This window comes from Desulfoluna sp. CLI2B (genome assembly GCF_056847375.1).
Map to the genome: position 1 here is coordinate 4,798,639 of NZ_CP186557.1, position 24,681 is coordinate 4,823,319.

Here is a 24,681-nt window from a genome sequence, read left to right on the forward strand (position 1 = left end):
CATAAAGGCACGTTTTCCCCATGAGGGATCAATACCTCATATTTTCCTCTAAAGAAATTTTAGGTTCATCCGAACTAATTTCTATTCGACTCACACTTAGAATCAACCATGAACCCGGCCCTAACAACAGCACATAGAGCCCTGAAGCCAGTGACCTTCCCGGTAAACATGTGCAACACAGAGTCAAGGAGCAAAGACATGCGGAATAACCTCAGAAACACGATCATCGTTTCTATCCTGACAGTACTCACCCTCCTGCTAACCTCGGTTACCGGAACCTTTGCCGCCCAGCCGTTGAAGCTCTCCGTCCTCTGCGACGACAAGGCGGCCGCCGACGGCTTTGCCACGGAACACGGCGTCTCCATCTCCATTGAGCTGCCCAACGGCCACCACTGGCTGCTGGACACCGGCACCACCAACATCTACCTTGAAAACGCCGAGCGCATGGGCATCAGCCTGGACGACCTCTCGGGCATCGCCATCAGCCACGGCCACGACGACCACACCGGCGGCCTCACCTTCTACCCCCGACTCGGAAAAAGACCCGGTCTACGGACACCCCTACATCTGGCACAAGCAGTACGGGGTCAAAAAAGGCGCACCGGTCCGCATCTGCGGGATGCCCTACCTGGCACGCAAATACACCCAGGCCACCTTCAAGCCGGTCAACAACGTCACCGAGCTGGACGAGGCCTGTTTCCGCCGGACGTCCAGGGAGGCGGGCAGCTACCAGCCCATCCAGGGTAAATTCTTCAACGAAGACGGCACCGGCCCCTGCCCCATCATCGACGACGCCACCCTGGCCATCAAGACCCCCAAGGGCATCGTTGCCGTCTTCGGATGCGGCCATGCCGGCTACATCAACATCCTCAAGGCCATCAAGAAAAAATTCCCCAATGAGAAGATTCTCTCGGTGGTGGGGGGACTCCACCTGAAAAAGGCATCCCCTGACGTGCTGGAAAAAGCCGTGGCATACACCGACGCCGTAAAAGCCAAAGGGTTTACTTTTTACGGAGGTCACTGCACCGGAGAAAACGCCATCGCCCATTTTCGCAAGGTCTATGGAGACAACGTGGTCAAGCCCCTGGGCGCCGGCCGCGTGATCACCTATTGATAAAATGGAATAAAACCGATTAACGGAGAAGGACCCCCCATGAAAAAATGCATTGCAACCCTTGTCATCGCCCTGTTCCTGGGCCTTCCCGGCCTCTGCACCGCCAACCCCGCCGTTGAAGCGCTGCTGGCCAAAGTCGCCAAGGACATCGACGCCGCCCCCAAAGGCTCGGATGCCTTGAAAGCCTTTACCAAAACCACCCTGATCCCCTTGTGCGTCACCAAAGAGCTCGTGGATGCGGCCAAGGCAAGCAACGCCAAGGGCGCCACCCTTGCCGAAATCCAGAAGATCGACGAAGAGTGGCAGGAAGCCGAAGAGGAGCTCCCCATCATGGAAGAGCTTCTGTCAAACGACTGCGGCAAGGCGCTCCAGGCCCTGGCCAACCGGACCCCGGCCATGGCCAAGGGGTTTGCCTTCGACAACCAGGGGGCCACCGTGGGTTCCCACAGAACCCCCAACGACTACTGGCAGGGGGATGAAGGCAAGTACAAGCGCACCGTCAAGGAACAGAGCATCGAGGTCGGCCCCGTGAAATTCGACAAGGCCGAGAACACGCAGCTCCAGCACGTGGCTCTTCCCCTCATCGACGAAGACGGCACCGTGGTGGGCGGGGTCCTCGTGGGTGTATTTCTCGACAAACTTTAATGCCCAAGGGCCGCCCGGGTTGCTTCACAGCACCGGGCGGCCCGCAACCGATTGCACCGGGAGATTTTCCAGGAGAAAAATAACGTGAGCTTAAATCGAAAGTGCATCCTCATCATCGGCGTCCCCGTGTTTTCCCTGTTTCTGCTGATCGGCCTCGGCAGATGGGCCCTAGGGATCTTGTCGGATGACCTCAACGACATCGTAACCAACCAGTTTTCAGGGCTCATCGAGCAGCAGATCCTGCCCTTGATCACCGACGACATGCTGCCCCTTATCAACAGGGACATCCCGCAACTCCAGGAACTCCAGGCAAGCATCAAGGCCATGATGAAAGCGGACCGGGACATCACCCAGGCCGCCATCGCGGAAAAGATGTCCCTGGTGGCCAGCGAACCGTCGGAAATCAAGGCGGCCGAGGAGGCCAGCCGTCTCAGCATGGAAGAGACCGAAGCGAGCATGCAGAAGGCCTCGGCCAAATTCGACACCGAAGAGACCCAGGCCCTTTACTCCCGGTTTACGGAGCGCTTTGAGCACTGGCAGAAAAAAAGCCAGCGGGTATTCGTCCTGGCCAACACCCCGGGGAAACTCCGTTTCGCAAGAAAAGCCAGCGACACCGGCTCCGCCTTCAAGGCCTTCACCGAGGTCCGGGGCATCATCGCCGAACTCCAGGCCATCCAGGAGAGCCGGATCCAGCAGGCCATCGCCGCATCCACGGAACTCATCCACCACCACAGGCACCGCACCGAGGAACAACCGGCGCCAGGTGTTTGCCGCCGGGGCTGCCACCCGGAAAAACGCCTCCCGCATGACCCGCCTCTTTTTCGCCATCGGCCTGCTCTCCGCGGCCGTGGCCCTGGCCGTTGCCTGGTATGTGGCCCGCCTCATCACCCGCCCTGTAAACCGAGTGGTGGACGGCCTCAGAGACATCGCCGAAGGGGACGGGGACCTGACCACCCGCCTTGAGGTCACCAGCCGCGACGAGGTGGGGGAACTCTCCCGGTGGTTCAACACCTTCATCGGCCAGCTCCAGGAGATGATCTGCCAGATCAACGAAAACGCAGGTTCGTTGTTGTCCGCCTCCAGCGGGCTCTCCGACCTGTCCCATGACATGTCCACGGACACCGAGGCCATGTCCGGCAAATCCACCACCGTTGCCGGCGCCGCCGACGAGATGAGCAGCCACTTCACCGCCATCGCCGCCACCATGGAGCAGACCGCGGCCAACATCGCCATGATCGCCGCAGCCACCGAAGAGATGACAGGCTCCCTGGGAGAGATCGCCCGCAACTCCGAAGAGGCCAGTCAGGCCACCGGCCTGGCCGTGGGCCAGGCCAACAGCGCCTCCACCCAGGTGGAAGAACTGGGCACCTCCGCCCAGGAGATCGGCAAGGTGGTGGAAACCATCACAGACATCTCCGAGCAGACCAAGCTCCTGGCCCTCAACGCCACCATCGAGGCGGCCCGGGCCGGGGACGCGGGCAAGGGGTTTGCCGTGGTGGCCTCGGAGATCAAGGAGCTTGCCGAGCTCACGGCACGGGCCACCCAGGAGATCCGGGAAAAGATCGAAACCAACCAGCGGTCGGCGGCAGGCACGGTGCGGGACATCAACGAAATCAACAAGTCCATCCACAACGTCAACGAAATGGTGGGGGCCATTGCTGCGGCCGTGGAAGAGCAGTCCGCCACCACCCGGGAGATCGCCGAAAACGTCAACCAGGCGGCCCAGGGGGTTGACGACGTCAACTCCAACATCGCCCAGAACGCCACCGTGGCCGGGGAAATAGCCACGGACATTTCCGAGGTCAACCAGCTCATCGGCGATGTGGCCACCCGCAGCGCCCGCGTCAACACCGGCACCGCCGACCAGGCCCGATCCGCCGAGGAGCTGAAATCCCTGGTGGGAAAATTCAAAGTGTGACGTAACTATTCAGATCAAAAAAGCCTCCGGCGGCCCTGCCGGGGGCCAAACTTTTAAAAAGTTTGATAAACAGGTCTCAAGTAATCATTTATAGGCTCCGCCGAAATAATTCCGACATTTTCGCACCCGTGCTTCGTTTTTTGCGGAGCTTTTTTTCAAAAAAAATGACCCGCCGGAGACAACTGAATAGTTACAGTGTAACAAACCAAAAAGGGCGGCGGGCCAAGGGCCCGCCGCCCATATACAAAACCTTCAAGGGCCGTCGCCGTTTACCGGGCGGTGGCCTTTTCAGGTATCCCTGCTTGTGCCTCACCCTGCCTTTAGTAGACCTTCCGTTTGGAAAAATTGGCACCGATGACGCTGAAGGTGTTCTCCACGATAAAGAGAGCCTCCTCGTCCTTGGTGAAAACGATCTCCTCCAGGCGCTTGAGCTGGATATTGTTGATCACGGTCATGAGGATCTTCTTGTCGCGACCGGTGTAGGCGCCCTGGCCGTTTAAAAAGGTGGTGCTGATCTTGAGTTTGTCGATGATCTCCTTTGAGATGCACTCAGGCTTCTCCGTGACCACCAGGACCATCTTCCTCTGGTTGAACATGGACAGGGCATAGTCCATGCTCACGGAGGTGACGAACACCGAAATGATGGAGGCGATGACCAGGTCGGTGTTCATGGTGGCAAAGCTGAAGCTGTAGAGCACCACGTTGAAGATAATGTAAAACTTGCCGAGGCCCACGTTGAACTTCTGATAGAGGGTCACCGCGATGATATCCAGGCCGCCGTTGGACCCCAGGGACCGCAGCACGATGCCGGACCCGATCCCCACAAACACCCCGCAGGTCACCGCCGCATAAAGCTGGTTCACGATGCCCAGGTCCACCTGGATGAAGTTGTAGGTGACCGAGGAGACCACCATGGCCAGAAAGCTGTAGGCCAGAAACCGCCCGCTGATGCACATCCTGCCCACAATGAACATGGGGATGTTCAACAGGGCGAAGATGATCCCCGGGTTCATCCAGTCGGACAGGTAGTAAAGATAGAAGGCGAGGCCAAAAAGGCCGCCGGGCACGAAGCTGTGGGGGTCGGCGATGCCTTTGAGCCCGATCACGTAGATCAGGGTTCCGAAAACAATGAGAAAACAGTTCCAGAAAACGGAGTAGGTGAAATCTTTCTTGAGCATGGCTGAACCTCCAGACGCACCGGATCCTGCAGGCCATGCAACGGAAGGCGCGAAACATATCGCGTCAACGCTGCCGGATCCCTAAAAATGGTGAGTCAATTTTCAAAAATCAGATCAACTTATCAAATGGATAATCGGGCGGTTCGAGCTGTGGGACCCACCCTGTCGGATAACGGCATAACATGCACGGAATAGGCGCTCCGTACGGGCAAAAGGATATCAAGGAAAACACCGTAATCCAAAGGGATATGGACCACGGCACCCACACAACGTGTGGCGCTTTATGGCAGAGCAAAAAAGGCGTGTCAAGAAAATTTATCCCGTCTGTTTCACTTTTTTTTATTCCGAAATACCGGATTCGATTTTTACTGTATTTTTAACCATCTGGACGAGAAGACATTCGCCTTATTTCTTGTTTTGTTCAGGAGAAACAGTCAAAAATGCCAGCCCCCCCCAAAAACGGGTGGAGATTGTGTCGCGTTAAAAAGCGGGGACCAGGGCTATCCGGCCAGTGAACCGGCCACATAAAAAAAGGGACCGGCCTGATTCGACCGATCCCCTTTTCTAAACCACGGAATGTCCCGATGCCCCCTTAAAGGATGCACCTTGTTTTGCTGCTACACCGCTGCCAGCAGGCCGGTGATGCTCTCCTTGGCGTCACCGAAGAGCATGCGGGTATTCTCCTTGAAGAAGAGAGGGTTTTCCACCCCGGCATAGCCTGTTGCCATGCTGCGCTTCAGCACAACCACGGTGCCGGCGTTCCACACCTCAAGGACGGGCATGCCTGCGATGGGGCTGTTGGGGTCCTCCAGGGCCGAGGGGTTGACGATGTCATTGGCCCCGATGACCAGCACCGCATCGGTGTCGCCTAAGTCATCGTTGATCTCGTCCATCTCCAGGACAATGTCGTAGGGCACGCGGGCCTCGGCCAGAAGCACGTTCATGTGCCCGGGCATGCGCCCTGCCACCGGGTGGATGGCAAAGCGGACGTTCACCCCGTCCTTTTTCAGGCGCTCGGTGAGTTCAAAGACCGGGTGCTGGGCCTGGGCAACTGCCATGCCGTAGCCGGGGACAATCACCACGTTCTTGGCGTCTTTCAAAAGCTCGGCGGTCTCCTCCAGGCTGGTGGCAACGGCCTCGCCCTGCTGGCCCCCGTCCACCACGGTGCCCCCGGAGGTGCCGAAGCCCCCTAAGATCACGTTGGCCAGGCTCCGGTTCATGGCCTTGCACATGATATAAGAGAGGATGGCCCCGCTGGAGCCCACCAGGGCCCCTGCAATGATAAGCAGGTCGTTGCCCAGCATGAACCCTGTGGCGGCCGCTGCCCAGCCCGAGTAGGAGTTGAGCATGGAGATGACCACGGGCATGTCTGCCCCGCCGATGGCCATGACCATGTGCCAGCCCAGGCTAAAGGCGATGAAGGTCATGATAAAGAGCCCGAACAGGGGGTACCCCGTGCCTTCGGCCCCCACGAAGAGGACGCCGATACCCAACGTCACAAGGAGCCCGGCCAGGTTGATGAGGTGCCGGAAGGGCAGAAGCAGCGGACGGCTGCCGATGGTGCCCCGGAGCTTACCGAAGGCCACCACCGAGCCCGTAAAGGTCACGGCCCCGATAAAGACCCCGAGAAACACCTCCACCTCGTGGATGGTCTTTTCAATGCCCGTGTAATGCATCTCGGGATCCAGGTACCCGGCAATACCCACCAGCACGGCGGCCATGCCCACAAAGCTGTGGAGAATGGCCACCAGCTCGGGCATCTGGGTCATCTGCACTTTGCGGGAGACCATGACGCCGATGCCGCCGCCGATGCCCATGGTCACGATGATAAGGGCATAGCCCGTCACCTCATGGCCGAGGATGGTGGCCAGAAGGGCGATGGCCATGCCGAGGATGCCGTAGAGGTTGCCCCGCCGGGCCGTCTCCTGGTTGCTCAGGCCCCCCAGGGAGAGAATAAAGAGAACGCCTGCCGCAATGTAGGCTGTGGTGATGAGGCCGCTACTCATTGTCGCCTCCTTTCCTGAACATCTTCAGCATGCGCTGGGTCACGAAAAAACCTCCGAACACGTTGATGGTAGCGATAAGAACGGCAATGGCCGCCAGCCAGGTCTTCAGGCTGAAAAAAGGCCCGGAGATCTGCAGGAGCGCCCCGATAACAATGATGCCGCTGATGGCGTTGGTGACGCTCATGAGGGGCGTATGAAGGGAGGGGGTGACGTTCCAGATCACCATGTACCCCACAAAGCAGGCCAGGACGAACACCGTCATGTGCTGGAGAAAGGCCTGGGGCACCACCGTGCCCATCTCATAGAGAAAAAACCCGCCTGCGGCCAGCAGGACAAAGGGCATCACCTGGGGCCACCAGCGACGCCAGGCCTTCTTCAGGAGGTTCGGCTCCGAGGCCGGTGCCTCCGGCTCAGGCGTGGGGGCCTGAGGAGCAGGGTCGGGTACCTTAGGTGCAGGGGGCGGCCAGGTGACTGACCCGTCTTTGGTGATCATCATGCCGCGCACCACCTCGTCCTCCATGTCGAAGGCTGCCTCCCCGCCTTTGTCCGGGGTGAGATTGTCCAGAAGGTGGGTGAGGTTGGTGGCGTAGAGGCGGCTGGCCTGGTTGGCCAGGCGGCTCACCATGTCCGTATAGCCGATGAGGGTGACCCCTTCCTTCACCACGGCCGCACCGGGTTCGGTGAGCTCACAGTTGCCCCCCTGTTCGGCGGCCAGGTCCACGATGACGCTGCCCGGCTTCATGGAGGCCACCATCTCTTTGGTGATGAGGACCGGGGCTTTTTTCCCGGGGATCATGGCGGTGGTGACGATGATGTCCACCTCCTTTGCCTGCTCGGCAAACAGGGCCATCTCCGCCTCGATAAAGGCCTTGCTCATCTCCTTGGCGTACCCGCCGGTACCGCTGCCCTCCTCGGCCACGTCCAGCAGGAGAAAGGACGCGCCCATGCTCTCCACCTGCTCTTTGACCTCCGGACGGGTGTCAAAGGACCGCACCACGGCCCCAAGGCCCCCTGCGGTGCCGATGGCCGAAAGCCCGGCCACCCCGGCTCCGATGACTAGAACCGTTGCCGGAGGCACCTTGCCCGCGGCCGTGACCTGGCCGGTGAAAAAGCGCCCGAAGGCTCCGGCCGCTTCCACCACGGCCCGATACCCGGCGATGTTGGCCATGGAGCTTAAGGCATCGAGCTTCTGGGCACGGGTGATGCGCGGCACCTGGTCCATGGCAAGGGCGGTGATTCGTCTGGTTTTGAGCAGCTCTACAAGCTCGGGGTTTACGGCGGGCTGGACAAAGGCGACCAGGGCGGCCCCCTCTTTCATCTGCTCTGCCTCGGCAAGGGCCGGGGGCCGCACCTTGAGCACCATGTCCGATGCGGTCCACACCGTCTCTGCGTCGGTCAGTGCCGCACCGGCGGCCTCATAGGCGCCGTCCACAAACCCGGCGGCCTCTCCGGCACCGGATTCCACGGACACGTCGTACCCCAGGCGGATCAGGGTCTTCACGCTCTCCGGCGTGGCTGCCACCCGTTTCTCGTCGTCGTGGGTCTCTCTGGGAATACCAATGTTCACAGGTTATCTCCTCTTTTCCAGGTATAGATAGGGCGTTGATGCCCTCTGAGGACATCTGAGGGGATTACAGATCCGGGCCAGCCGACGGGACGGCATCGTGGAAGGGGTCTTCCGGTAACTCACAGGATATACCGGCGATGGGATCGACCATGGGGCCAGGCAGGGAGCAAACCGCTCAGAACGAACCCGTCGCCTCATCATGGCCCGGGTTCACGGTCACAATATGACAACGGATCTTCATTTTTCAATGGTCAGACATTGAGAGCCGTCATTATACATAATGAGAAAACATGAGGAAAGAGGAACCCGTCAGTAAAGAGGTGCTTCGTCAGGGAAAAACGGAAACCCCGTTTCTGTCCACACCCAGGCCGTAGGTTTCTCCCTCCAGAAGGGGGCACCGGGGACCGGCCTCAACCTTGACCCGCTCCCCCGAGGGCAATGTGAACAGGCAGCTGCGGCCCGGCCCCCGAAAGCAACTCTTCTCCAGCCGCGCCAACGCCCCGTCACCGGAAGGGGCGATGCGGATCGCCTCGGGCCGCACAAAGACCCGGACCCGCCTGGCGGATTCCGTGCCCGGCGTATCCCCCACGGACAAAGCGCCCAGGCCGCAGTCCAGGGTACCGTCCGGGGAGAGGGTCCCGGTAAGGAGGCTCCCTTCCCCGATAAACCGGGCCACGGCAAGGTCCTTCGGGCGCGTACAGCCCCTCGGGGGTGTCCCACTGGAGAATGGTGCCGTCCATCATCACCCCGATGCGGTCGGCCATGGCAAAGGCCTCGTGCTGGTTGTGGGTCACCATGAGGGCGGTGATGCCGAAGCGCTTGAGGATCTCCCGCACCTCGGCCGAGAGGCTCTCCCTTAAGGTGACGTCCAGGTTGGAAAAGGGCTCATCCATGAGCAGGCACCGGGGCTTGGGAGCGATGGCCCGGGCCAGGGCCACCCGCTGCTGCTGGCCGCCGGAGAGTTCATGGGGGTAGCGGGCCTCCGCCCCGGCAAGGCCGGTGACCTCAAGGAGTTCGCCGATGGTCTCCCGGCGTTCTGCCCGGCGGGTGCCCTGCATGCCAAAGGCGATGTTCTCCCGGACGGTGAGATGAGGAAACAGGGCATAATCCTGAAACACCATGCCGATCTTCCGCTCTTCGGCGGCAAGGCCTTTGCCCTCGTCCCACAAGGGTCGGCCGCCCAGGTAGACGGCTCCGTCGTCCGGTTCTTCAAACCCGGCGATCATGCGGAGCAAGGTGGTCTTGCCGCAGCCGCTGGGCCCCAGAAGGGCCCCGAGCTCGCCTTGGCCAAGGGAAAACCCCACCTTGCGGGCCACACAGGTCTCCCCGAAGTGTTTTGTGATTGCGCGAACATCCAGATACATCATGTTTTCCCCTTTTCCTTTTGCCACACCAGAAGTCCCACGGGAATCAGCCCGGCCACCACCAGCGCCACGGCGGGAATCGCCGCCCTCTCCCACTCCCCTTCGGAGGTGAGTTCAAAAATCTTCACGGCCAGGGTGTCCCAGCCAAAGGGCCGGGTCATCAGGGTCAGGGGCATCTCTTTCATGACATCCACAAACACCAGGATCGCCCCGGTCACCATGCCGCCCCGGATCAGGGGCAGGTGCACCTGCCGCACCAGGGAGATGCCGCTCACCCCCAGGGTCCTGGCCGCCTCGTCCATGGAAGGAGAGACCCTGCCCAGGCTGCCGGACACCGCACTGAACCCCACGGAGAGAAACCGCACCATGTAAGCCACGGGCATCATCCACACCGTCCCTTGAAAAAGAGGGCCGGAGAGCCCTGCGCCAAACATGGCAAAGGCCCCGGCCATCATCTGGTCCATGCCCCCCAGAACCCGCACCATGCCCACGGCAAGGACGGTGCCGGGCAGGGCGTAACCCAACAGGGAGAGCCGGGTAAGGACGGCAGGCAGGCGTCCCCTGGCCCTTCGCCCGGCAAAGGCAATAGCAAAGGCTGCCGCCAGGGTAACCAGAGCCCCGGCCCCGGAGAGCATGAGGGAGTTGGCAAACAGCCTTCCGTACCCCAGGTGCAGCTCCTCCTGCCACGCCTCCCCCACCCAGACGAGCAGCTGGGCCATGGGGACCACAAAGGCCACGGCAAAGAGCCCGCCCAGAAACAAGAGGGCCCCGGCCGCCTGCCTCCCGGTCAGGGGCATGCGCCTGGCGCGACGCCCGTCACGGCCACGCACATAACGCATGCGCCGCCTGCTCCAGCTTTCGGCGGTGAGTACCAGGGCCAGCATCACGAGAATGGAGGCAAGCTGGGAGGCGGTGTCGATGGAGAAAAAGCCGAACCACGCCTTGTAGATGGCCGTGGTAAAGGTGTCATAGTTGAACACGGACACCGCCCCGAAATCCGCCAGGGTCTCCATGAGCACCAGGATGAGCCCGGCCAGGATAAAGGGCCGGGCCATGGGAAGCAGCACCCGGAAAAAGAGGCGCCACCGGCCCAGCCCCATGCAGCGCGAGGCCTCCAGTACCCGCTCCCCCTGGGAAGCGAATCCCCCGGCGGCCAGGAGAAACACATACGGATACAGGGCCAGGGACAACACGAGGATGACCCCGCCCGTGGACCGGATGGGCGGCAGAAGCGGCGCCACGGAAGGCAGGTGCTGCCGCAGGAAGGTGGCCACCGGTCCCGAAAAATCGAGAAGGCCGGTGTAGACAAAGGCCATTACATAGGTAGGAACAGCAAGGGGCAACAGCAGGGCCCAGGAGAAAAAGCGCCGCCCCGGAAACTCGCACAGGGCCGTCAGGTACGCTGCCGATACCCCGAAAAACCCGGTCAAGGCCAACACCCCGGCGGAGAGTACCGCGGTGTTGACCAAGAGCCCGGCCAACAGGTTCTCCCTGAGGTGCCCCCAGATCTCCCGGGTGTCCGCGCTTACCGAGGCCATCACCAGGACAATGGGCAGCAGCACCACCAGGGCCACCACAGCCATGGGCACGAGGGAGGGTTCCGCTTGGCCACGCCATCGGAACGCACCGGCAAACCGTTCAGCTGCCATTTTTGACTCACACCATTCCATAAAACTCCCTGCGCCGCGTTACCCATCACACGACGTCACTGCTCAGCTTGAAAAGCAAGCCTCCGGCGGCGAGGTGAGCCACCTCGAAAGCTTATTGCCATTGCGCTCCGCCCTTCGTTCCTCAGGGCAAAGCGCAATGGCCTTCGGCTCGGGCTGCGCCCGACATAAACGCTGATGGTTTATGCGGGCTGGCTCACACGCTTCGACGTCACAGGATACGTTGTCACTACTTGCCCATTGCCGATTTAACCGCACTGCCTTCTATGGTTAAAACCGGTTCAAAAAGCGTGCCTCCGGCGGCTCGCTTTTTTGAAAAAAAGCTCCGCAAAAAACGTTTGTAATGCAAAAAGTGGAAATTATTTCGACGGAGCTTGGAAAGGCTTGCTTAAGACCTGTTTGTCAAACTTTTTTAAAAGTTTGGCCCCCGGCAAGGCCGCCGGAGGCTTTTTTTACTCGCCTTATTTGTAACCTGCGCGATCCATGAGTTTGATGGCGTCGGCCTGGAGTTCCCCGGCTTTTTCAAGGCCGAGATCCGAGCCCTTGAAGTCACCCCAGGCTGCCACGGCCCCATGGGGCTTCACGGCGGGGTTCACGGGGTACTCCATGTTGGCGTCGGCAAAGAGGTTCTGGGCTTCGGGGCCGGAGAGCCACTCCAGAAAGGCCTTGGCCGCCTCGGGGTGGCTGGCGTGCTTGGTCACACCGGCGCCGGAAACGTTGACATGGACGCCCCCTGCCTTCTGGTTGGGCCAGAAGATGGCCAGGGGAAGGCCGGGGTTCTTTTTCTGGAGGCGGCCAAAATAGTAGGTGTTGACCACAGCCACGTCCCCCTGCCCTGCCACGATGGCCTCAAGGGCTTTGGTGTCGCTGGAGAAGGGCGGCGCAGCCAGGTTGCTCACCCACCCTTCCACCAGGGCCTGGGTGTCTGCTTCGCCGTGTTCGGCCATGAGCATGGCCACCAGGGACTGGTTGTAGACCTTCTTGGAGGTACGGAGGATCAGGCGACCTTTCCAGGCGGGATCAGCCAGGTTCTCATAGGTGGACAGCTCGGAAGGGGAGACCCGCTCGGTGCTGTAGACGATGGTGCGGGCCCGCTTGGAGAGGCCGAACCACCGGTTCTGAGGATCCCGCAGGTTAGCCGGGACATTGGCCGCCAGCACCTCGGATGAGACGGGCTGCAACACCCCCTCGTTGGCCGCGTGCCAGAGGTTGCCCGCATCCACGGTCATGAGGATGTCGGCAGGGGTGCGGCTCCCTTCGGACTTGAGGCGCTCCAGAAGCACCGGGGCCTTGCCGGTGACGTATCGAACGGTGACGCCGGTCTTCTTTTCATAGGCGTCGAACAGGGGCTTGATCAGGTGCTCCTTGCGGGCCGAGTAGACCACGAGTTCCTGGGAAAAGGCCTGGGACAGGCCGGTAAACGTCACCATGGCGGCGCACAGGGCGCTGAGTATAATCTTCATCGTTGCTCCATATTTTTTGTAACCATTCCGTTGCCTCCGGCGGCCAGCTGTTTGAAAAGCATGGCCCCGACAGGATACCCTCCGGGCCGCTGCACGTTCCGCAGCGAGGAACTATTTACCCCGAAGCATTTTTTGAATCAAGCACATTTTTTGGCACAACAAACTTTCTTTCGACACCAACACACCACAGAGCCCTTGCCCTCCATGGCGTTGACCGCCTTCAGCACCCCACAAAAAAAAATCCCGCCGGACGCATCATGCATCCGGCGGGATAAACAGACCCACAGGCACGGAAAATCTCTCCCGTGGCCTCACTATGTTCGTGGCTTTTCGTTACCCTTCGCCCAGTGCTCTGGCCATCCAGGCTCTCTTCTCGGCCTCGGGAAGGAAGCTCGCCTCAAAGCTGTTGGCGGCCAGGCGGCGGGCCTGGGCCTCGGTCATGCCCAGCTCCCGTGCCAGCCCTTGGAAGTTGGCGTTCATGTAGCCGCCGAAGTAGGCCGGGTCGTCGGAGTTCACCGTGACACAGGCCCCCTGGTCCAGCATGGCCAGGATGTTATGGTCGGCGAGGGTCTCAAAGACCTTGAGCTTCACGTTGGAGAAGGGGCAGACCGTCAGGGGCATGCGTTCGCCGATGAGGCGTGCCATCAGGGCTGGGTCCTCTAAAGCCCGCACCCCGTGGTCGATGCGTGCCACCTTCAACAGGTTCAGGGCCTGATAGATGTACGCAGGGGGTCCCTCTTCCCCGGCGTGGGCCACGGGGATGAACCCTTCCCTGCGAGCCTTTTCAAAGACCCGTTCAAACATCTCCGGGGGAAATCCCGCCTCCGAGGAGTCGAGGCCCACACCGATGATGCGATCCTTGTGGGGAAGGGCCGCTTCAAGGGTTTCAAAGGCGCTCTCTTCGGGCAGGTGGCGCAGAAACGACATGATCAGGTGGCTGCTAATCCCCAGTTTTTCCCGGGCGTCTTCAAGGGCTTTGTCGATGCCCTCAAGCACCGTATCAAAGGCGATGCCCCGCTCCGTGTGGGTCTGGGGATCAAAAAAGATCTCGGTATGGACCACGTTGTCCTCTTTGCAGCGCTCGAGGTAGGCCCAGGTAAGGTCGTAAAAGTCCCGGGCGGTCTGGAGCACACCGGCCCCGGCGTAGTAGATATCGAGAAAACTCTGGAGGTTGGTAAACTGATAGGCCTGTCGAATCGCCTCGGTGTCTTTGTAAGGCAGGGCAATGCCGTTTCGCTCGGCAAGGACGACCATCAGCTCGGGCTCCAGGGTGCCTTCTATGTGGAGGTGCAACTCAGCCTTGGGCAGGTTGCGCAAAAAATGCATGCCTTCATGATCCCGGAAGAATTGGTTTGGGTTGTGGCATAACGTCAGGGAAACCGGGCGGGTCGTGGGCCGGGTTCGCGCCTTTGCGTCCGGCGGGACGCGCCTGCCCCTGCCGTCTTTTCTGCCATGGTATCCCGCCTGGCCCGAAAAGGAAATGTTGATCCCGGCCACGGCAGGGGGGCATCCGCCCCTTTGCCGCCCCGGCATCCCCATTTTTGCCTCCGGCGGCCCTGCCGGGAGCAAAACTTTTGAAACGTTTGACAAACAGGTTTTGTTTTTTGAGAGTGCGTCCTTGCAAGGCATAGCCCCTCTTCTTTATTTTATTACCTGAAAATTCTTGCGGAGCTTTTTTCAAAAAGCGACCCGCCGGAGGCAACTGAATTTTTAAATGCGTTGCCCCTGCCGGCATCCCCACGACCCCTTGCCACCGGCGCCCCCATACGATATAAGACGTCAGGAATACAGCTGAATGAAAGCAGCCCGAAACAAACAACGGCAAACGGTACTCAGACCTCAATTTACCGGCGCCCTTACCCGGACATTTCACGAGAAACAATCTGTAATAATGGTTTATTGGTTTAACCTGATCATTTTCTCATGAACTATTCGGGCTTACGCCCTCATCGCCCACAGGATACAGCCATGAAACGAATCGCCCTCCTCCTTGCCGCCCTCATGTTTTCCACCGGATGTGCCATGCTCCAGCCGGACCAAACCGTGGTCCTGAGCCCCCGGATCACAGAGCTCGACCACGACAGCTTTGCCATCCTCCCCTTTGTGGACGAGCGGTCGGGCCGGAAGGACAACTTCGGGTTTGACGTCTCGGACGTGGTGACCGACGCCTTTGAAACCGCCTTCATGAAATCCGGCTACAAGATCGTCGAACGAAGCAGCGTGGAAAAAGTCCTGGGTGAGATGAAGTTCTCCTACATGGGCCACGTGGACGAGACCCAGCTCAAGGAGATCGGGAAAATGACCAACGCCAACGTTGTCATCCTGGGCATGGTTCGCGATTTCAAAAAGGCGAAATACGAGCGGGAAAAGGGAAAAATGAAGGCGGTCTCCTGCACCACCTTGAGCTATTCGGTCAAAGCCGTTCATATCGAAACAGGGGAGGTTCTCTGGAAAGGGGCCATCACCCGCAGCTCGGGCATGAAGGGCGACATGTTTTCCCCCTGTGACTGCAACGGGGTCCGCTTTGCCGACCGCACCTCCAAAAGCCTGGTAAAAAAGATCCTCTCCCGCACCGATGCTGCCCTGAAGACCACGAGCGAAGAGTACGACATGTTTCCGTCCCTGTAACAGCCCACCGACGCGGGGGCCGGTGCCGCCCCCGCCAACCGACTCGGCACCTCATGGTGTTGCGAGCTGTTGCGCCCTGTGCGACGCGCTTTTCGCCTTGACACCGGGCCGTGCCCCTCCTAATCTAATACATTAAAAACACGCGACAATCACAAAAAAAGAGACCGCGACATCCCGTTGATTTCCATCGCACCCCCCTGCCCAAGGAGGCCCCATGATCCAGCTGGTTGCCAATCTTTTAAAACTGTTGAACTCCGAGGCAGAACCGGCCCAGATCAGCCTGGCCCTCTGCCTCTCCATGGTGCTGGGCTTCACCCCGCTCTTTTCCCTGCACAACCTTGTCATCCTCTTTGCCGTGTGCGTCATCCGGGTGAACCTCTCGGCTCTGGAGCTGGGGGTCTTTTCCGGCATGGCCTGGATCCTCGATCCCCTCTTCCACGGCCTGGGCAAGCAGGTCCTCACCCTGCCGGCTCTAAACGGAACCTGGACGGCCCTGTACAACATCTCCCTGTTTCGCCTGGCGCGATTCAACAACACCGTGGTCATGGGCAGCCTCATCACCTCCCTGGCCCTTTTTGTGCCCCTTTTTCTCGTGTTGAACCGGCTCATCCTCGCCTACCGGGACCATCTTCTGGCCTGGGTCGATAAGAGCCGCGTCATGCAGTTCTTCAAGGCATCCAAAATTTACGCCGCTTACAAGGCCCTGGCCTGACCCCAAGGAGGTTTCCCATGAAAAAATGGATTCGCATCAAGGGTGTGGCCGCCTTTGCCGTGATCACCGCGGCCCTGATCCTCTTTTTCGTTTTCTTTGCCGACGCCCTCGTCAAAAAGGCCATCGAAACCACGGGCACCCTCATTGTGGGGGCCCGGGTGGAGCTGGCCGATGCCGACCTCAGCCTTTTCCCTGCGGGGCTTGACCTCAAGGGCCTTGCCGTCACCAACCCCGACGCTCCCATGCGAAACGCGGTGGAAGCGCGGCACATCGTCCTCACGGTTTCCACCGCGCCCCTCTTCTTCCGAAAATGCATTGTCCCCACCATGGCGGCCACAGGCATCCGTTTTGACACCGAGCGGAGCTACTCCGGCGCCGTGATCAAAAGACAAAAGGCCGCCCCTGAAAAAGCCGAGGAGAAAACATCCCCCCTCTCCCTGCCCTCCCTGGATATCAAGGACCCGAAAAAAATCCTGGAACAGGAGACCCTGGCCAGTGTGGAAGAGGCCGAAAAAGTCCGGGAGGACATCAAAACGCTGAAAGGCGAATTCAAACAGCGCATCGCTGACCTGCCCGATGAAGAGGATTTCAAAGCCTACGAAAAACGCATCGAGGAACTCACCAGCGGAAAATCCGACTGGACGGCCCTCCTCACCAAGGCCGCAGACATTCAAAAAATTGCTGATGAAGTGGAAGCCGATATCCAGGAAATCAAGTCGGTCAAAAAAGATCTGGAGAACGAAATAGCAAGCCTTGAAAAACGGATAAAAAACCTGCCCACACTGGCCCGTGCAGACTACACCCGCCTCAAAGAGACCTACGGCCCCTCGGCCGTGGGCGCCGGAAACATCACCGGCCTGCTTTTTGGGGATGCGTACAAAGGCAAGGTGGAAACCGCTATCCGATGGTACCAAAAGCTCCAGCCCATGCTGGAAAAGGATCCGTCGGATGAAAAGGGGAAAGCACAGGAGGAGGGTGCTGCAAAAGAAGAAAAGCCCAAACGCATCCGGGGAAAAGGCGTGGACATCGCGTTTGCGGAGAAGCGCCCCCTGCCGGAATTTCTCATCTCGCGGGGTGCCCTTTCGGTGGATCTGCGGAAACCCTGTCGGGCACCATGGAAAACGTCACCGCCCAGCAGCCCCTGGTGGGCAAGCCCATGGCCCTGACCTTGACGGGCCGTGATCTCAAAGGGATCGAAGCCGTTGACCTCACCGCCACCATGGATCGCGTCAGCCCGCAAACCGCCGGGGACCGATTCGTTTTCTCCGGCAGCGGCATCGGAATCCGCCCGGTGGGCTCCGCGGACACCATCCGTATGGAAGGGGCCTCGGCCTCGGTCACGGGCCATGCGGACATCACCGGGGGCGAGACCCTGGACGCCGCCGTCTCCGCACAGATGACCCAGGTGCGCTTTGCCGACCCCACCGACCCCGGTGCCCTCCAGCAGGCCCTGGGCCGGACCCTCAAGGGTGTGACGGAATTCTCGGTTCAGGGAAGCGCCACCGGTCCCCTGGACAACTACGACCTGAACGTCACCTCAAATCTGGACACCATCATGAAACAGGCCTTCCAAAACGCCACCAAGGAACTCACCGCGGACTTTAATAAGGAGCTCCAGGCCGCCATCAGCGAAAAAACAGGGAATGCCTTCTCCGCCGCAGACACCGCCACTGGCGGCATCACCGCCCTGGATGACGACCTCGCAAAAAATCGAAGAGGGCAAAGGGCTTGAGCCAAATGGCGCCCCATGCATTAAAGACCAGAGGTAACCTTCTATGGTTGAAGTGGGGCAGGAAGAGCCTGCCTCCGGCGGTCCTGCCGGGGGCCAAACTTTTAAAAAGTTTGATAAACAGGTCTCAAGTAATCATTCATAGGCTTCGCCGAAACAATTCCGACATTTTCTTAGAAACGTTTTTTGCGGAGCTTTTTTGAAAAAAAACGACCCGCCGGAGGCATACGCTGAATGGCTGCAATCAGAGAAGGTTTCGCAGAATCAGGGCCAGGCCCCCGAAGCTGACCAGCACCAGAAGGGCCGGGCGCAAAAAGGCGCGATCCAGAAAGCGGGCAAAGGGCCCGGCCAGGAGGCTGCCGGTGAGGATCCCTGGAAGGAGCGAAAAGCCGAGGAGGGCATGGAGCCCGCCGAAGCGTCCCGACAAATAGAGGGCGGTGATGGAGGCAAAACTCCCGCACATGAAGGTGATGCCGAGGTTGGCCCGGATCTGGACACCGACCTCGTTCTGGAGAAGAAGAATCAACGGCGGGCCGGGCACACCGGCCACGGTGGACATCATGCCGGCAACAGCACCGCCGCCCACAAGGGTATTGCGCCCCACGGTCACGCGAACCCCCACGGCACTCATGGCAACGGCAAAAAGAATGGTGAACCCGATGGCCAGCTCCACCCCCGGCCCTTTCAGGTTTTTCAGCACAAAGTAGGCAGCCACGGACCCCATGACGATGCCGGGCAGGATGGCACCCAGCCAGTCCGGGCGGAGCCCCCGTCGGTTCCTGGCCACCATGACGCTGTTTTGAAACATGCTGGCCAGAAGAAAGGAGCCCGGCGCAAAAACCGGATCAATGAGGGTAAGCAGGGGCACGCACAGAAGCCCCATACCGAAGCCGGTCCCGCTTTGGATAAAGGCCCCGAAGGCCACGGCCACATTGGCGGCCAGGATTTGCCAGAGTTCAGGCTGTTCAAACACGTACCGAGTCTCCTTCATGCGCCCGCCACCGTGCCATGGACACAAAAAAATGCACAGGCACCGACGGAACAGCGTACACGGGCATGAAGCGGTGTCCCAACGCCTTTCGAAGGCCATCGTCATGGTCCCGGACAAAAAGGAAAAAAATTTACCACCCGGTTCTTCTGGCTGTCAACATTTCATAACCTATTTTATATAATAACGGCGATAAACGGAGGTGTGGTGCAAAGGTGCGGCCCCCAAACGAAACCTTTTTTCCCTTAGACGGTGTCTGTGGTACACAACAACGGCGGGACATGACCGTGGCATCGGTCTTTTTTGATGCTGCCTTACCGGTATACATGCTCCAAGCCCGTGACCCAACATTGACCACTCACCCCCGGAGGGCCCATGACCACCCCAGAGATTGTCGCATCCGCCTATGACCAGGCCCTGCTCACCCGCCAGGTGGGAGACCTCCTGGACCGGCACATGCCCAAGGCCCCGAGTGCCTGCGAAGAGGTCCTCATCAAGCCCAACCTCCTGCTGGCAGCCCCGCCGGACAAGGCCATCCTCACCCACCCATTGGTGGTGCGGGCCACGGCCGCATGGGTACTGGACCGCGGGGCACGGCCCTTCATCGCAGACAGCCCTGCCGTGGGGAGCGTGGCAAAAATCTGGAGGATGGGGGGATTCGAAGACGCGCTTAAGGGAATGGCTGTTGAGGTGCGGGGATTCGAGACGGCGGCGCCGGTGGATATCGGGGCGCCCTTCGGCACCATCGGCCTGGCCCAAGAGGCCCTGGAGACCCCCATGGTCATCAACCTGCCCAAGTTCAAGACCCACGCCATGATGACATTAACCCTGGGGGTCAAAAACCTCTTCGGGTGCGTGGTGGGGTTTGAAAAACCCAGATGGCACGCACGGGCCGGGATCCAGAGAGAACAGTTCGCAAAACTCCTGGTGGGCATCGCCGAAGCGGTTCGGCCCACGGTCACCCTGGTGGACGCTGTCACGGGCCTGGAAGGCCAGGGCCCCGGTAAGAGCGGAACCCCAAGGCCCATGGGCTTTCTCGTGGCCGGGTCACACGTTCACGAGGTGGACGCCACCTGCGCCCACATGGCAGGTCTTGCCCCCGAGACCCTGCCCACCCTGGCCGCGGCCCTGACTTCAGGGCTCTTAACGGACATGCCGCCTTTGCCTGTGCCCGAGGCCGTCTTCAAGGACTTTAAGCTCCCGACCCAGAGCCCGGTGACCTTCGGCCCCGCGTTTCTCAAGCACCTCATCCGGAAACACATGGTCCAACGCCCCGTGGTGAACCCGGCCGCCTGCCAGAAGTGCAACCACTGCCTCACCTACTGCCCGGTAAACGCCATCTCCGAAACCCCCGAGGCCGTGGCCTTCGACCTTGAAACGTGCATCCGGTGCTACTGCTGCGTGGAGGTCTGCCCCCATGCGGCCCTGGAAGCCGTAGACACCCGCCTCGGGACATGGCTCCAGAAGGGCAAACAGCTTGTGGATCGGGTGCTTTAAAAAACGGAACTATTCTGAACCCAAAACAGCCTTCTACGGTTAAAGTGCGTAAAAAAACAAGCCTCCGGCGGCAAGGTGGGGGCACCTTGAAACCCTATGGCGAATACATGGAGGTCGCTGTTATACGAATGCTCACAAGGCATTCGCGTGATGTATGACATGGGGCAACCGCTTATGCTGAAGAGGCCTATTTCATTCTTCAGGAATCACGATGAAGGGCTTTTGCAATTCGCTTGACTTTAACCGGAATAACTCCGGCGGCAAAGTGGGGGCGCTTTGAAACCCTATGGCGAATGCACGGCGGCAGACATCATGCAACCGCTTTCGGGGCATTCGCGTGGTGTGTGACATGCGGCAGTCGTATTTGCAGGAGAGGCCCATTTCATTTTTCTGGAAACACGATAAAGGGCACTTGGGACGAGCTTGACGTTAACCGAAAGAACTCCGGTGACCCTGCCGGGGGGCATACGTTTCATCCGCCTTCGCCAAGGGCTGCAGCGGGACAAGAATGTTTGCCAAACAGGCCTTGCGAAGGCCTCAGAATGGCCGAACATTCTCGGAAAGCCGACGGCTTTTCACCGGGGCGCTATCATCGCCTTCTGCCGCCCAGACCCGTTGGGTCTGGGCGGCAGAAGGCGATGCTACTGGGACGTTTTTGCGGAGCTTTTTTCAAAAAGCGACCCGCCCGAAGCAAACTGAATTGCTACAGAAAAACAAACCAAAAGGTTCCCCATGAAAAACATCTTCTCAGCCGCCCTGGCCTTGTCCATTGCCCTTTTGGCGGGATCCCTTGCCTGGCTGGCGTACAGCATCCAAGTCGTCGCCCGGGAAGTGCCCGGGGTGTTGACCCGGGTCGACGACATCGTGGCAACCATTCCTTTGATCACCGAAGAGATCCCCCCCATCGTAACAGAGGTGGGAAAGGTCAGGGAGACCGTGCCCCCCATCCTCACGGAAGTGGGCAAAATCCGGGAAACCATTCCGCCGATTCTCTCCGAGGTGGAGCAACTCCGTGAGGCGTTGCCCTCCATCCTGACCCGGGTCGATGCCATCCAGGCCCAGGTCGCAGAGCTGGAAAAGCAGCTCCCCCTCATCAATGAAACCGTGAACACCGTCACCGATCAGATGGATGAGGTCCTGCCACGGGTCGACAAAGCCCTTGAGGAGGCCGAGGCCATTCGCAAGGACATCCCGGGAATCCTCACCCGGGTGGAAGCCATTGTGGCCGAAGCCCAGACCATCGTGGGCAGGGCCTCCCAGGATGCCGTCACCGGTGTCTTCAAAGGGGTCATCACCTCGCCGTACAGGCTCCTCAAAGATGCGGGTAAAAGCATCTCCGGCTCTCTGTTTTCCTCCAAGGGGATCACCCCGGAGGATGAGGAAAAAGTGGTGGAAGCCGCCACCACCCTGCTTCAAAACCTGGACCTTCAATCCGTTGAGTGGTCCAACCGCAAGTCTAAGAACAGCGGCAAGGTCTCTTTGGTACGGGCCTTTAATGAAGACGGAACCTCCTGTGTCGACCTTCAGTTCGACCTCAAGCCCAGATCCGGTAAAAAGGAGACAAACGTCCGAACGATCTGCTTAGACTCCGACGGGCACTGGCAGGTAAAGGACGCGGACAAAAAATAATCTAACGAGTCCGTTGCCTCCGGCGGGTCGCTTTTTTGAGCTGAATAATGACAAATAGTGCAGCCCACGGTTAGCCCACGGAAGCAGACGGGGTTTCACCTTGCCCCACCGGCTCCATCCCTTCATCCAGGTATTTCTGGGCCAGATCGATGTAGATCTGCTTGCCGAAGTCCCAGAGGGCCTTGTCATCGGCCGACACCTCGCGGATCACCTTTGCCGGGTTTCCCGCGGCAACCACATGGTCCGGGATGCACTGGTTCGCCTTGACGATGCCCCCTTCGGCGACGATGGCGCCCGTGCCCACGTCCGAGAGAATGCTCAGCACAGCCCCCATGCCGATGACGGCACCGTCCCCGATGGACTTGCCGTGGATCACAGCGTTATGGCCCAGGGTCACGCGAATTCCGATGCGATTGACCGCACCGGGGGGAGCGTGAATGATCACGCCCTCTTCCACGGCAGTGCCGTCGCCGATCTCAATCCTGCCGTAATCCCCCCTGACAATGGCCCCGTGACCGATGTAGCAATTGTCGCCGATCACCACGTCTCCGATGACGCTGGCCAGCTCACTGACGTAGGTGTTTTTTCCCACGGAGGGCTGTTTTCCGTCGAATTTGTAGAGCATTGGGACTCCTTAACATTATAGAACTCAATGGGTTGCAGTCTGCTGACTTCATGCTGCCGCACGCATGGAATCCAGACAGGTGCAAAGGCGTCGCCTTTCCACCTGCAGGACCAAAGAAACATAGTTCTCTCGTCAGATCAACAAAAAGCATGCCGTGATACATGAACCTGTCCCCTGCTGCATACTCACACCGGGCCCTGTTTCTGGCCCACGATCAGGAGCCTGCTCGACACTGCCATGACCCCTGGGTCTTCCGACACGGCCTGAAAAATGTTGGATACCTGATTGAACAGGGTGTCGTCGTCCAGGATAGCCACCTGCTCAGGAGAGGGGGGCACATCGAAAAACGGGGTGATGGCTGCGGTGCGGCAGGCCTCGAACCCCTGGCCCGCAAAAAGCGACACAAGCTCATCCGGGCTGAAGCAATGGTGGGTCTGCCCGGAGTCTGCCACCACACGCCCCGTGTTCAAGGCATTGAACATTTCGGTCATGTTCTTTTTCCGGGCCATGTCCAGGGCCGTGCGATAGCGATTCATGGCATCGCACACCACATGCCCCCCCGGCCTGACGATCCTGAACATTTCTCCCGCGGCTTTTACAGGGTCGCTGCACAGGGACAGGGGCATGCCCAAAGCAAGGACCAGATCGTAGCCGTCGTCCGGCAGGGCGCTCATATCACAGAGGTCCCGAACGTGATACCCGAGCACATGCCCCCCCAGCCCCTGACGGGCAACATGGGTTTCGGCGTGCTGGATCATCTCGGCTGAGAAATCCAGGAGCTCCATCCGGTACCCCATGGGGGCCAGGTGATAGACCCACCGCCCTGTGCCGCACCCTGCCTCCAGAATGAGGCTGCCCTCCTTTGGGGGCAGCACCGGCTCGATATACCGCCAGCAGCTAGTCTCATAGAGGTCTGTCATGCGCCGATTTTTTTGCCTCCGCTCATCCGAAGCAAAAAAATCGGCCTTATCATCCCAGTACTCCCTGGGCGTTTTTGATTTGATGACTGTCATGGCTGTCCTCCTTCGTTTTTTGTGCAGGGACAGGTTCCGCCGATGCCCCTGCCTGTACGTTCATGCACACCAGGCGCTCAATGAGTCCACGAGGCCTCCCACCTTGTGCTCGACAACGGCCAGGTCGGCGCCATTGGGCCGGTCCTCGATATTTCCCAGACGGCCGTTCCGGTTGATCTCCTTGTTGTGGTGGTGCCTGCCCACCACAAGCCACTGGTCCAGGGCGGCGTAGCCCAGATGCTCAAGAAAGGAGTTAAGCCACATGGTCATGGGCAGGGCCTCCTTCTCACCGATATGGGGCCCGGCAAAGGTCCCGAAGCTGACGCCGAATTTCCCGGGCAACAGGGGAGACGAGGGCTTGACCGCACCTTGCCTTGCGTAGGCCTTCATTTTCCGTTTCACAAAATCCATCAGGGGTTTGGTGGGCAACCAGTCGATGACAGGGGACCCGATAAAGACCAGGTCGTAATCAAAGATGTCGATATCAAGGTCTTTATCCACTTTGACCAGATCAGTGGCCATGGCCCGGGCCCTAAGGGCCTTTTCAATGGTCTCGGCGACGAGGGCGGTGTTGCCCCCCATTGAATCGTAGAGGATAAGGGATTTCATCGGTATCTCCTTTGCAGTGCGCTAAACGACAATCAGAATCAATAACCACACCAGCTCTTTGTTCCCCATGGCACATTGCAACGCATGTGCCACATAAGGGGACAGGTTCTTTATTCTTGAATTCAAAACAGAATAGGCTTCGGCGAAGTTTGCCTGGAGGCAAGACTGATATACACTGTGATAAAAGAGCCTTAAAAGAGAATCGACACAATAGCTATCAGGTTATTACTTGAGTGATTCGTTGGGGGACAGGTTTAAAAAACACAGAACAAAGCACTGCAAAAAAACCATCTTCTGTGGAAAGGAGCTGAGAAAAGCATAGGTTTACG

Annotated in this window: 23 protein-coding genes; 10 read left to right on the forward strand and 13 right to left on the reverse strand. The window is 59.5% G+C overall.

All coding sequences use genetic code 11. The annotated features are described in order from the left end of the window. Positions 1-74 precede the first annotated feature (74 nt). On the reverse strand, positions 75-371 hold the full coding sequence (locus ACOYW2_RS22390) for a hypothetical protein (RefSeq protein ID WP_482423883.1): 297 nt from the start codon (positions 369-371) through the stop codon (positions 75-77). Here ACOYW2_RS22390 and ACOYW2_RS22395 point away from each other — a divergent pair. The 4 genes from ACOYW2_RS22395 (at position 295) to ACOYW2_RS22410 (ending at position 3,677) form a co-directional block, all read left to right on the forward strand. Further along, positions 295-747 (forward strand): MBL fold metallo-hydrolase, encoded by a 453-nt coding sequence (locus ACOYW2_RS22395; RefSeq protein WP_482771068.1) that lies wholly within the window; start codon positions 295-297, stop codon positions 745-747. The genes ACOYW2_RS22390 and ACOYW2_RS22395 overlap by 77 nt on opposite strands. Positions 748-1,153: 406 nt before the next feature. Then, complete coding sequence (locus ACOYW2_RS22400) at positions 1,154-1,759, forward strand: hypothetical protein (RefSeq protein ID WP_482420093.1); 606 nt, start codon at positions 1,154-1,156, stop codon at positions 1,757-1,759. A gap of 84 nt (positions 1,760-1,843) precedes the next feature. Beyond that, positions 1,844-2,722, forward strand: a complete 879-nt coding sequence (locus ACOYW2_RS22405; protein WP_482768048.1) for an MCP four helix bundle domain-containing protein — start codon at positions 1,844-1,846, stop codon at positions 2,720-2,722. After that, positions 2,667-3,677, forward strand: a complete 1,011-nt coding sequence (locus ACOYW2_RS22410; RefSeq protein ID WP_482771069.1) for a methyl-accepting chemotaxis protein — start codon at positions 2,667-2,669, stop codon at positions 3,675-3,677. The genes ACOYW2_RS22405 and ACOYW2_RS22410 overlap by 56 nt, the downstream gene beginning before the upstream one ends. A 320-nt stretch (positions 3,678-3,997) precedes the next feature. On the opposite strand, the gene ACOYW2_RS22415 is transcribed toward ACOYW2_RS22410, so the two are convergent. The 8 genes from ACOYW2_RS22415 to ACOYW2_RS22450 all read right to left on the reverse strand — a co-directional run bounded on the left by ACOYW2_RS22415 (position 3,998) and on the right by ACOYW2_RS22450 (position 14,248). Continuing rightward, positions 3,998-4,855 (reverse strand): YitT family protein, encoded by an 858-nt coding sequence (locus ACOYW2_RS22415; protein WP_482418161.1) that lies wholly within the window; start codon positions 4,853-4,855, stop codon positions 3,998-4,000. A 617-nt stretch (positions 4,856-5,472) separates the two neighbouring features. Continuing rightward, positions 5,473-6,861 carry a Re/Si-specific NAD(P)(+) transhydrogenase subunit beta gene (pntB, locus tag ACOYW2_RS22420; RefSeq protein ID WP_482768049.1) on the reverse strand — a complete coding sequence of 463 codons (1,389 nt, stop codon included), beginning with the start codon at positions 6,859-6,861 and terminating at the stop codon, positions 5,473-5,475. Continuing rightward, entirely contained in the window at positions 6,854-8,428 is a 1,575-nt protein-coding gene (locus ACOYW2_RS22425; protein ID WP_482768050.1) for a Re/Si-specific NAD(P)(+) transhydrogenase subunit alpha, read from the reverse strand. Before ACOYW2_RS22425 ends, pntB begins: the two co-directional genes overlap by 8 nt. A 328-nt stretch (positions 8,429-8,756) precedes the next feature. Further along, a complete protein-coding gene (locus tag ACOYW2_RS22430) occupies positions 8,757-9,017 on the reverse strand; it encodes a TOBE domain-containing protein (RefSeq protein ID WP_482768051.1) in 261 nt (86 codons plus the stop codon). Further along, on the reverse strand, positions 8,932-9,795 hold the full coding sequence (locus ACOYW2_RS22435; RefSeq protein ID WP_482768052.1) for an ABC transporter ATP-binding protein: 864 nt from the start codon (positions 9,793-9,795) through the stop codon (positions 8,932-8,934). Before ACOYW2_RS22435 ends, ACOYW2_RS22430 begins: the two co-directional genes overlap by 86 nt. Then, a complete protein-coding gene (locus ACOYW2_RS22440; protein WP_482768053.1) occupies positions 9,792-11,441 on the reverse strand; it encodes an ABC transporter permease in 1,650 nt (549 codons plus the stop codon). Before ACOYW2_RS22440 ends, ACOYW2_RS22435 begins: the two co-directional genes overlap by 4 nt. Positions 11,442-11,920: 479 nt before the next feature. Further along, the gene (locus ACOYW2_RS22445; protein WP_482768054.1) at positions 11,921-12,922 is read right to left on the reverse strand and encodes a Fe(3+) ABC transporter substrate-binding protein; all 1,002 of its coding nucleotides are present in this window, start codon (positions 12,920-12,922) and stop codon (positions 11,921-11,923) included. A gap of 333 nt (positions 12,923-13,255) precedes the next feature. After that, positions 13,256-14,248 carry an adenosine deaminase gene (locus tag ACOYW2_RS22450; RefSeq protein ID WP_482768055.1) on the reverse strand — a complete coding sequence of 331 codons (993 nt, stop codon included), beginning with the start codon at positions 14,246-14,248 and terminating at the stop codon, positions 13,256-13,258. Positions 14,249-14,890: 642 nt separating this feature from the next. Here ACOYW2_RS22450 and ACOYW2_RS22455 point away from each other — a divergent pair. The 4 genes from ACOYW2_RS22455 (at position 14,891) to ACOYW2_RS22470 (ending at position 17,994) form a co-directional block, all read left to right on the forward strand. Then, positions 14,891-15,550 carry a CsgG/HfaB family protein gene (locus ACOYW2_RS22455; RefSeq protein ID WP_482768056.1) on the forward strand — a complete coding sequence of 220 codons (660 nt, stop codon included), beginning with the start codon at positions 14,891-14,893 and terminating at the stop codon, positions 15,548-15,550. Positions 15,551-15,764: 214 nt separating this feature from the next. After that, positions 15,765-16,262, forward strand: a complete 498-nt coding sequence (locus tag ACOYW2_RS22460) for a TIGR03546 family protein (RefSeq protein WP_482768057.1) — start codon at positions 15,765-15,767, stop codon at positions 16,260-16,262. A 17-nt stretch (positions 16,263-16,279) separates the two neighbouring features. Continuing rightward, a complete protein-coding gene (locus ACOYW2_RS22465; protein ID WP_482768058.1) occupies positions 16,280-17,428 on the forward strand; it encodes a TIGR03545 family protein in 1,149 nt (382 codons plus the stop codon). Continuing rightward, the gene (locus ACOYW2_RS22470) at positions 17,377-17,994 is read left to right on the forward strand and encodes a hypothetical protein (RefSeq protein ID WP_482768059.1); all 618 of its coding nucleotides are present in this window, start codon (positions 17,377-17,379) and stop codon (positions 17,992-17,994) included. The genes ACOYW2_RS22465 and ACOYW2_RS22470 overlap by 52 nt, the downstream gene beginning before the upstream one ends. Before the next feature lie 241 nt (positions 17,995-18,235). Here ACOYW2_RS22470 and ACOYW2_RS22475 read toward each other — a convergent pair whose 3' ends face one another. Further along, positions 18,236-18,964, reverse strand: a complete 729-nt coding sequence (locus tag ACOYW2_RS22475; protein WP_482418171.1) for a sulfite exporter TauE/SafE family protein — start codon at positions 18,962-18,964, stop codon at positions 18,236-18,238. A 390-nt stretch (positions 18,965-19,354) separates the two neighbouring features. On the opposite strand from ACOYW2_RS22475, the gene ACOYW2_RS22480 reads away from it, so the two are divergent. Beyond that, positions 19,355-20,476, forward strand: a complete 1,122-nt coding sequence (locus tag ACOYW2_RS22480) for a DUF362 domain-containing protein (protein ID WP_482768060.1) — start codon at positions 19,355-19,357, stop codon at positions 20,474-20,476. 732 nt (positions 20,477-21,208) lie between these two features. Then, positions 21,209-22,105 (forward strand): hypothetical protein, encoded by an 897-nt coding sequence (locus ACOYW2_RS22485; RefSeq protein ID WP_482768061.1) that lies wholly within the window; start codon positions 21,209-21,211, stop codon positions 22,103-22,105. Between the two features lie 70 nt (positions 22,106-22,175). Here the strand turns inward: ACOYW2_RS22485 and ACOYW2_RS22490 are convergent, their stop codons facing one another. The 3 genes from ACOYW2_RS22490 to ACOYW2_RS22500 form a co-directional block, all read right to left on the reverse strand. Beyond that, on the reverse strand, positions 22,176-22,730 hold the full coding sequence (locus ACOYW2_RS22490; RefSeq protein ID WP_482420110.1) for a gamma carbonic anhydrase family protein: 555 nt from the start codon (positions 22,728-22,730) through the stop codon (positions 22,176-22,178). Positions 22,731-22,915: 185 nt separating this feature from the next. After that, positions 22,916-23,743 (reverse strand): class I SAM-dependent methyltransferase, encoded by an 828-nt coding sequence (locus ACOYW2_RS22495; RefSeq protein WP_482768062.1) that lies wholly within the window; start codon positions 23,741-23,743, stop codon positions 22,916-22,918. Positions 23,744-23,803: 60 nt separating this feature from the next. Then, entirely contained in the window at positions 23,804-24,352 is a 549-nt protein-coding gene (locus ACOYW2_RS22500; RefSeq protein ID WP_482768063.1) for a flavodoxin family protein, read from the reverse strand. Positions 24,353-24,681 lie beyond the last annotated feature (329 nt).

What these genes read in the sequence shown, in the direction of transcription:
- ACOYW2_RS22480 (WP_482768060.1), top strand. Translation starts at nt 19,355, where the DNA reads ATGACCACCCCAGAGATTGTCGCATCCGCCTATGACCAGGCCCTGCTC.
- ACOYW2_RS22435 (WP_482768052.1), bottom strand. Translation starts at nt 9,795, where the DNA reads ATGATGTATCTGGATGTTCGCGCAATCACAAAACACTTCGGGGAGACC.
- ACOYW2_RS22500 (WP_482768063.1), bottom strand. Translation starts at nt 24,352, where the DNA reads ATGAAATCCCTTATCCTCTACGATTCAATGGGGGGCAACACCGCCCTC.
- ACOYW2_RS22455 (WP_482768056.1), top strand. Translation starts at nt 14,891, where the DNA reads ATGAAACGAATCGCCCTCCTCCTTGCCGCCCTCATGTTTTCCACCGGA.
- ACOYW2_RS22415 (WP_482418161.1), bottom strand. Translation starts at nt 4,855, where the DNA reads ATGCTCAAGAAAGATTTCACCTACTCCGTTTTCTGGAACTGTTTTCTC.
- ACOYW2_RS22495 (WP_482768062.1), bottom strand. Translation starts at nt 23,743, where the DNA reads ATGACAGTCATCAAATCAAAAACGCCCAGGGAGTACTGGGATGATAAG.
- ACOYW2_RS22465 (WP_482768058.1), top strand. Translation starts at nt 16,280, where the DNA reads ATGAAAAAATGGATTCGCATCAAGGGTGTGGCCGCCTTTGCCGTGATC.
- ACOYW2_RS22490 (WP_482420110.1), bottom strand. Translation starts at nt 22,730, where the DNA reads ATGCTCTACAAATTCGACGGAAAACAGCCCTCCGTGGGAAAAAACACC.
- ACOYW2_RS22445 (WP_482768054.1), bottom strand. Translation starts at nt 12,922, where the DNA reads ATGAAGATTATACTCAGCGCCCTGTGCGCCGCCATGGTGACGTTTACC.
- ACOYW2_RS22450 (WP_482768055.1), bottom strand. Translation starts at nt 14,248, where the DNA reads ATGCATTTTTTGCGCAACCTGCCCAAGGCTGAGTTGCACCTCCACATA.
- ACOYW2_RS22460 (WP_482768057.1), top strand. Translation starts at nt 15,765, where the DNA reads ATGATCCAGCTGGTTGCCAATCTTTTAAAACTGTTGAACTCCGAGGCA.
- ACOYW2_RS22470 (WP_482768059.1), top strand. Translation starts at nt 17,377, where the DNA reads ATGGAAAACGTCACCGCCCAGCAGCCCCTGGTGGGCAAGCCCATGGCC.
- ACOYW2_RS22390 (WP_482423883.1), bottom strand. Translation starts at nt 371, where the DNA reads ATGGAGATGGAGACGCCGTGTTCCGTGGCAAAGCCGTCGGCGGCCGCC.
- ACOYW2_RS22440 (WP_482768053.1), bottom strand. Translation starts at nt 11,441, where the DNA reads ATGGCAGCTGAACGGTTTGCCGGTGCGTTCCGATGGCGTGGCCAAGCG.
- ACOYW2_RS22485 (WP_482768061.1), top strand. Translation starts at nt 21,209, where the DNA reads ATGAAAAACATCTTCTCAGCCGCCCTGGCCTTGTCCATTGCCCTTTTG.
- ACOYW2_RS22400 (WP_482420093.1), top strand. Translation starts at nt 1,154, where the DNA reads ATGAAAAAATGCATTGCAACCCTTGTCATCGCCCTGTTCCTGGGCCTT.
- pntB (WP_482768049.1), bottom strand. Translation starts at nt 6,861, where the DNA reads ATGAGTAGCGGCCTCATCACCACAGCCTACATTGCGGCAGGCGTTCTC.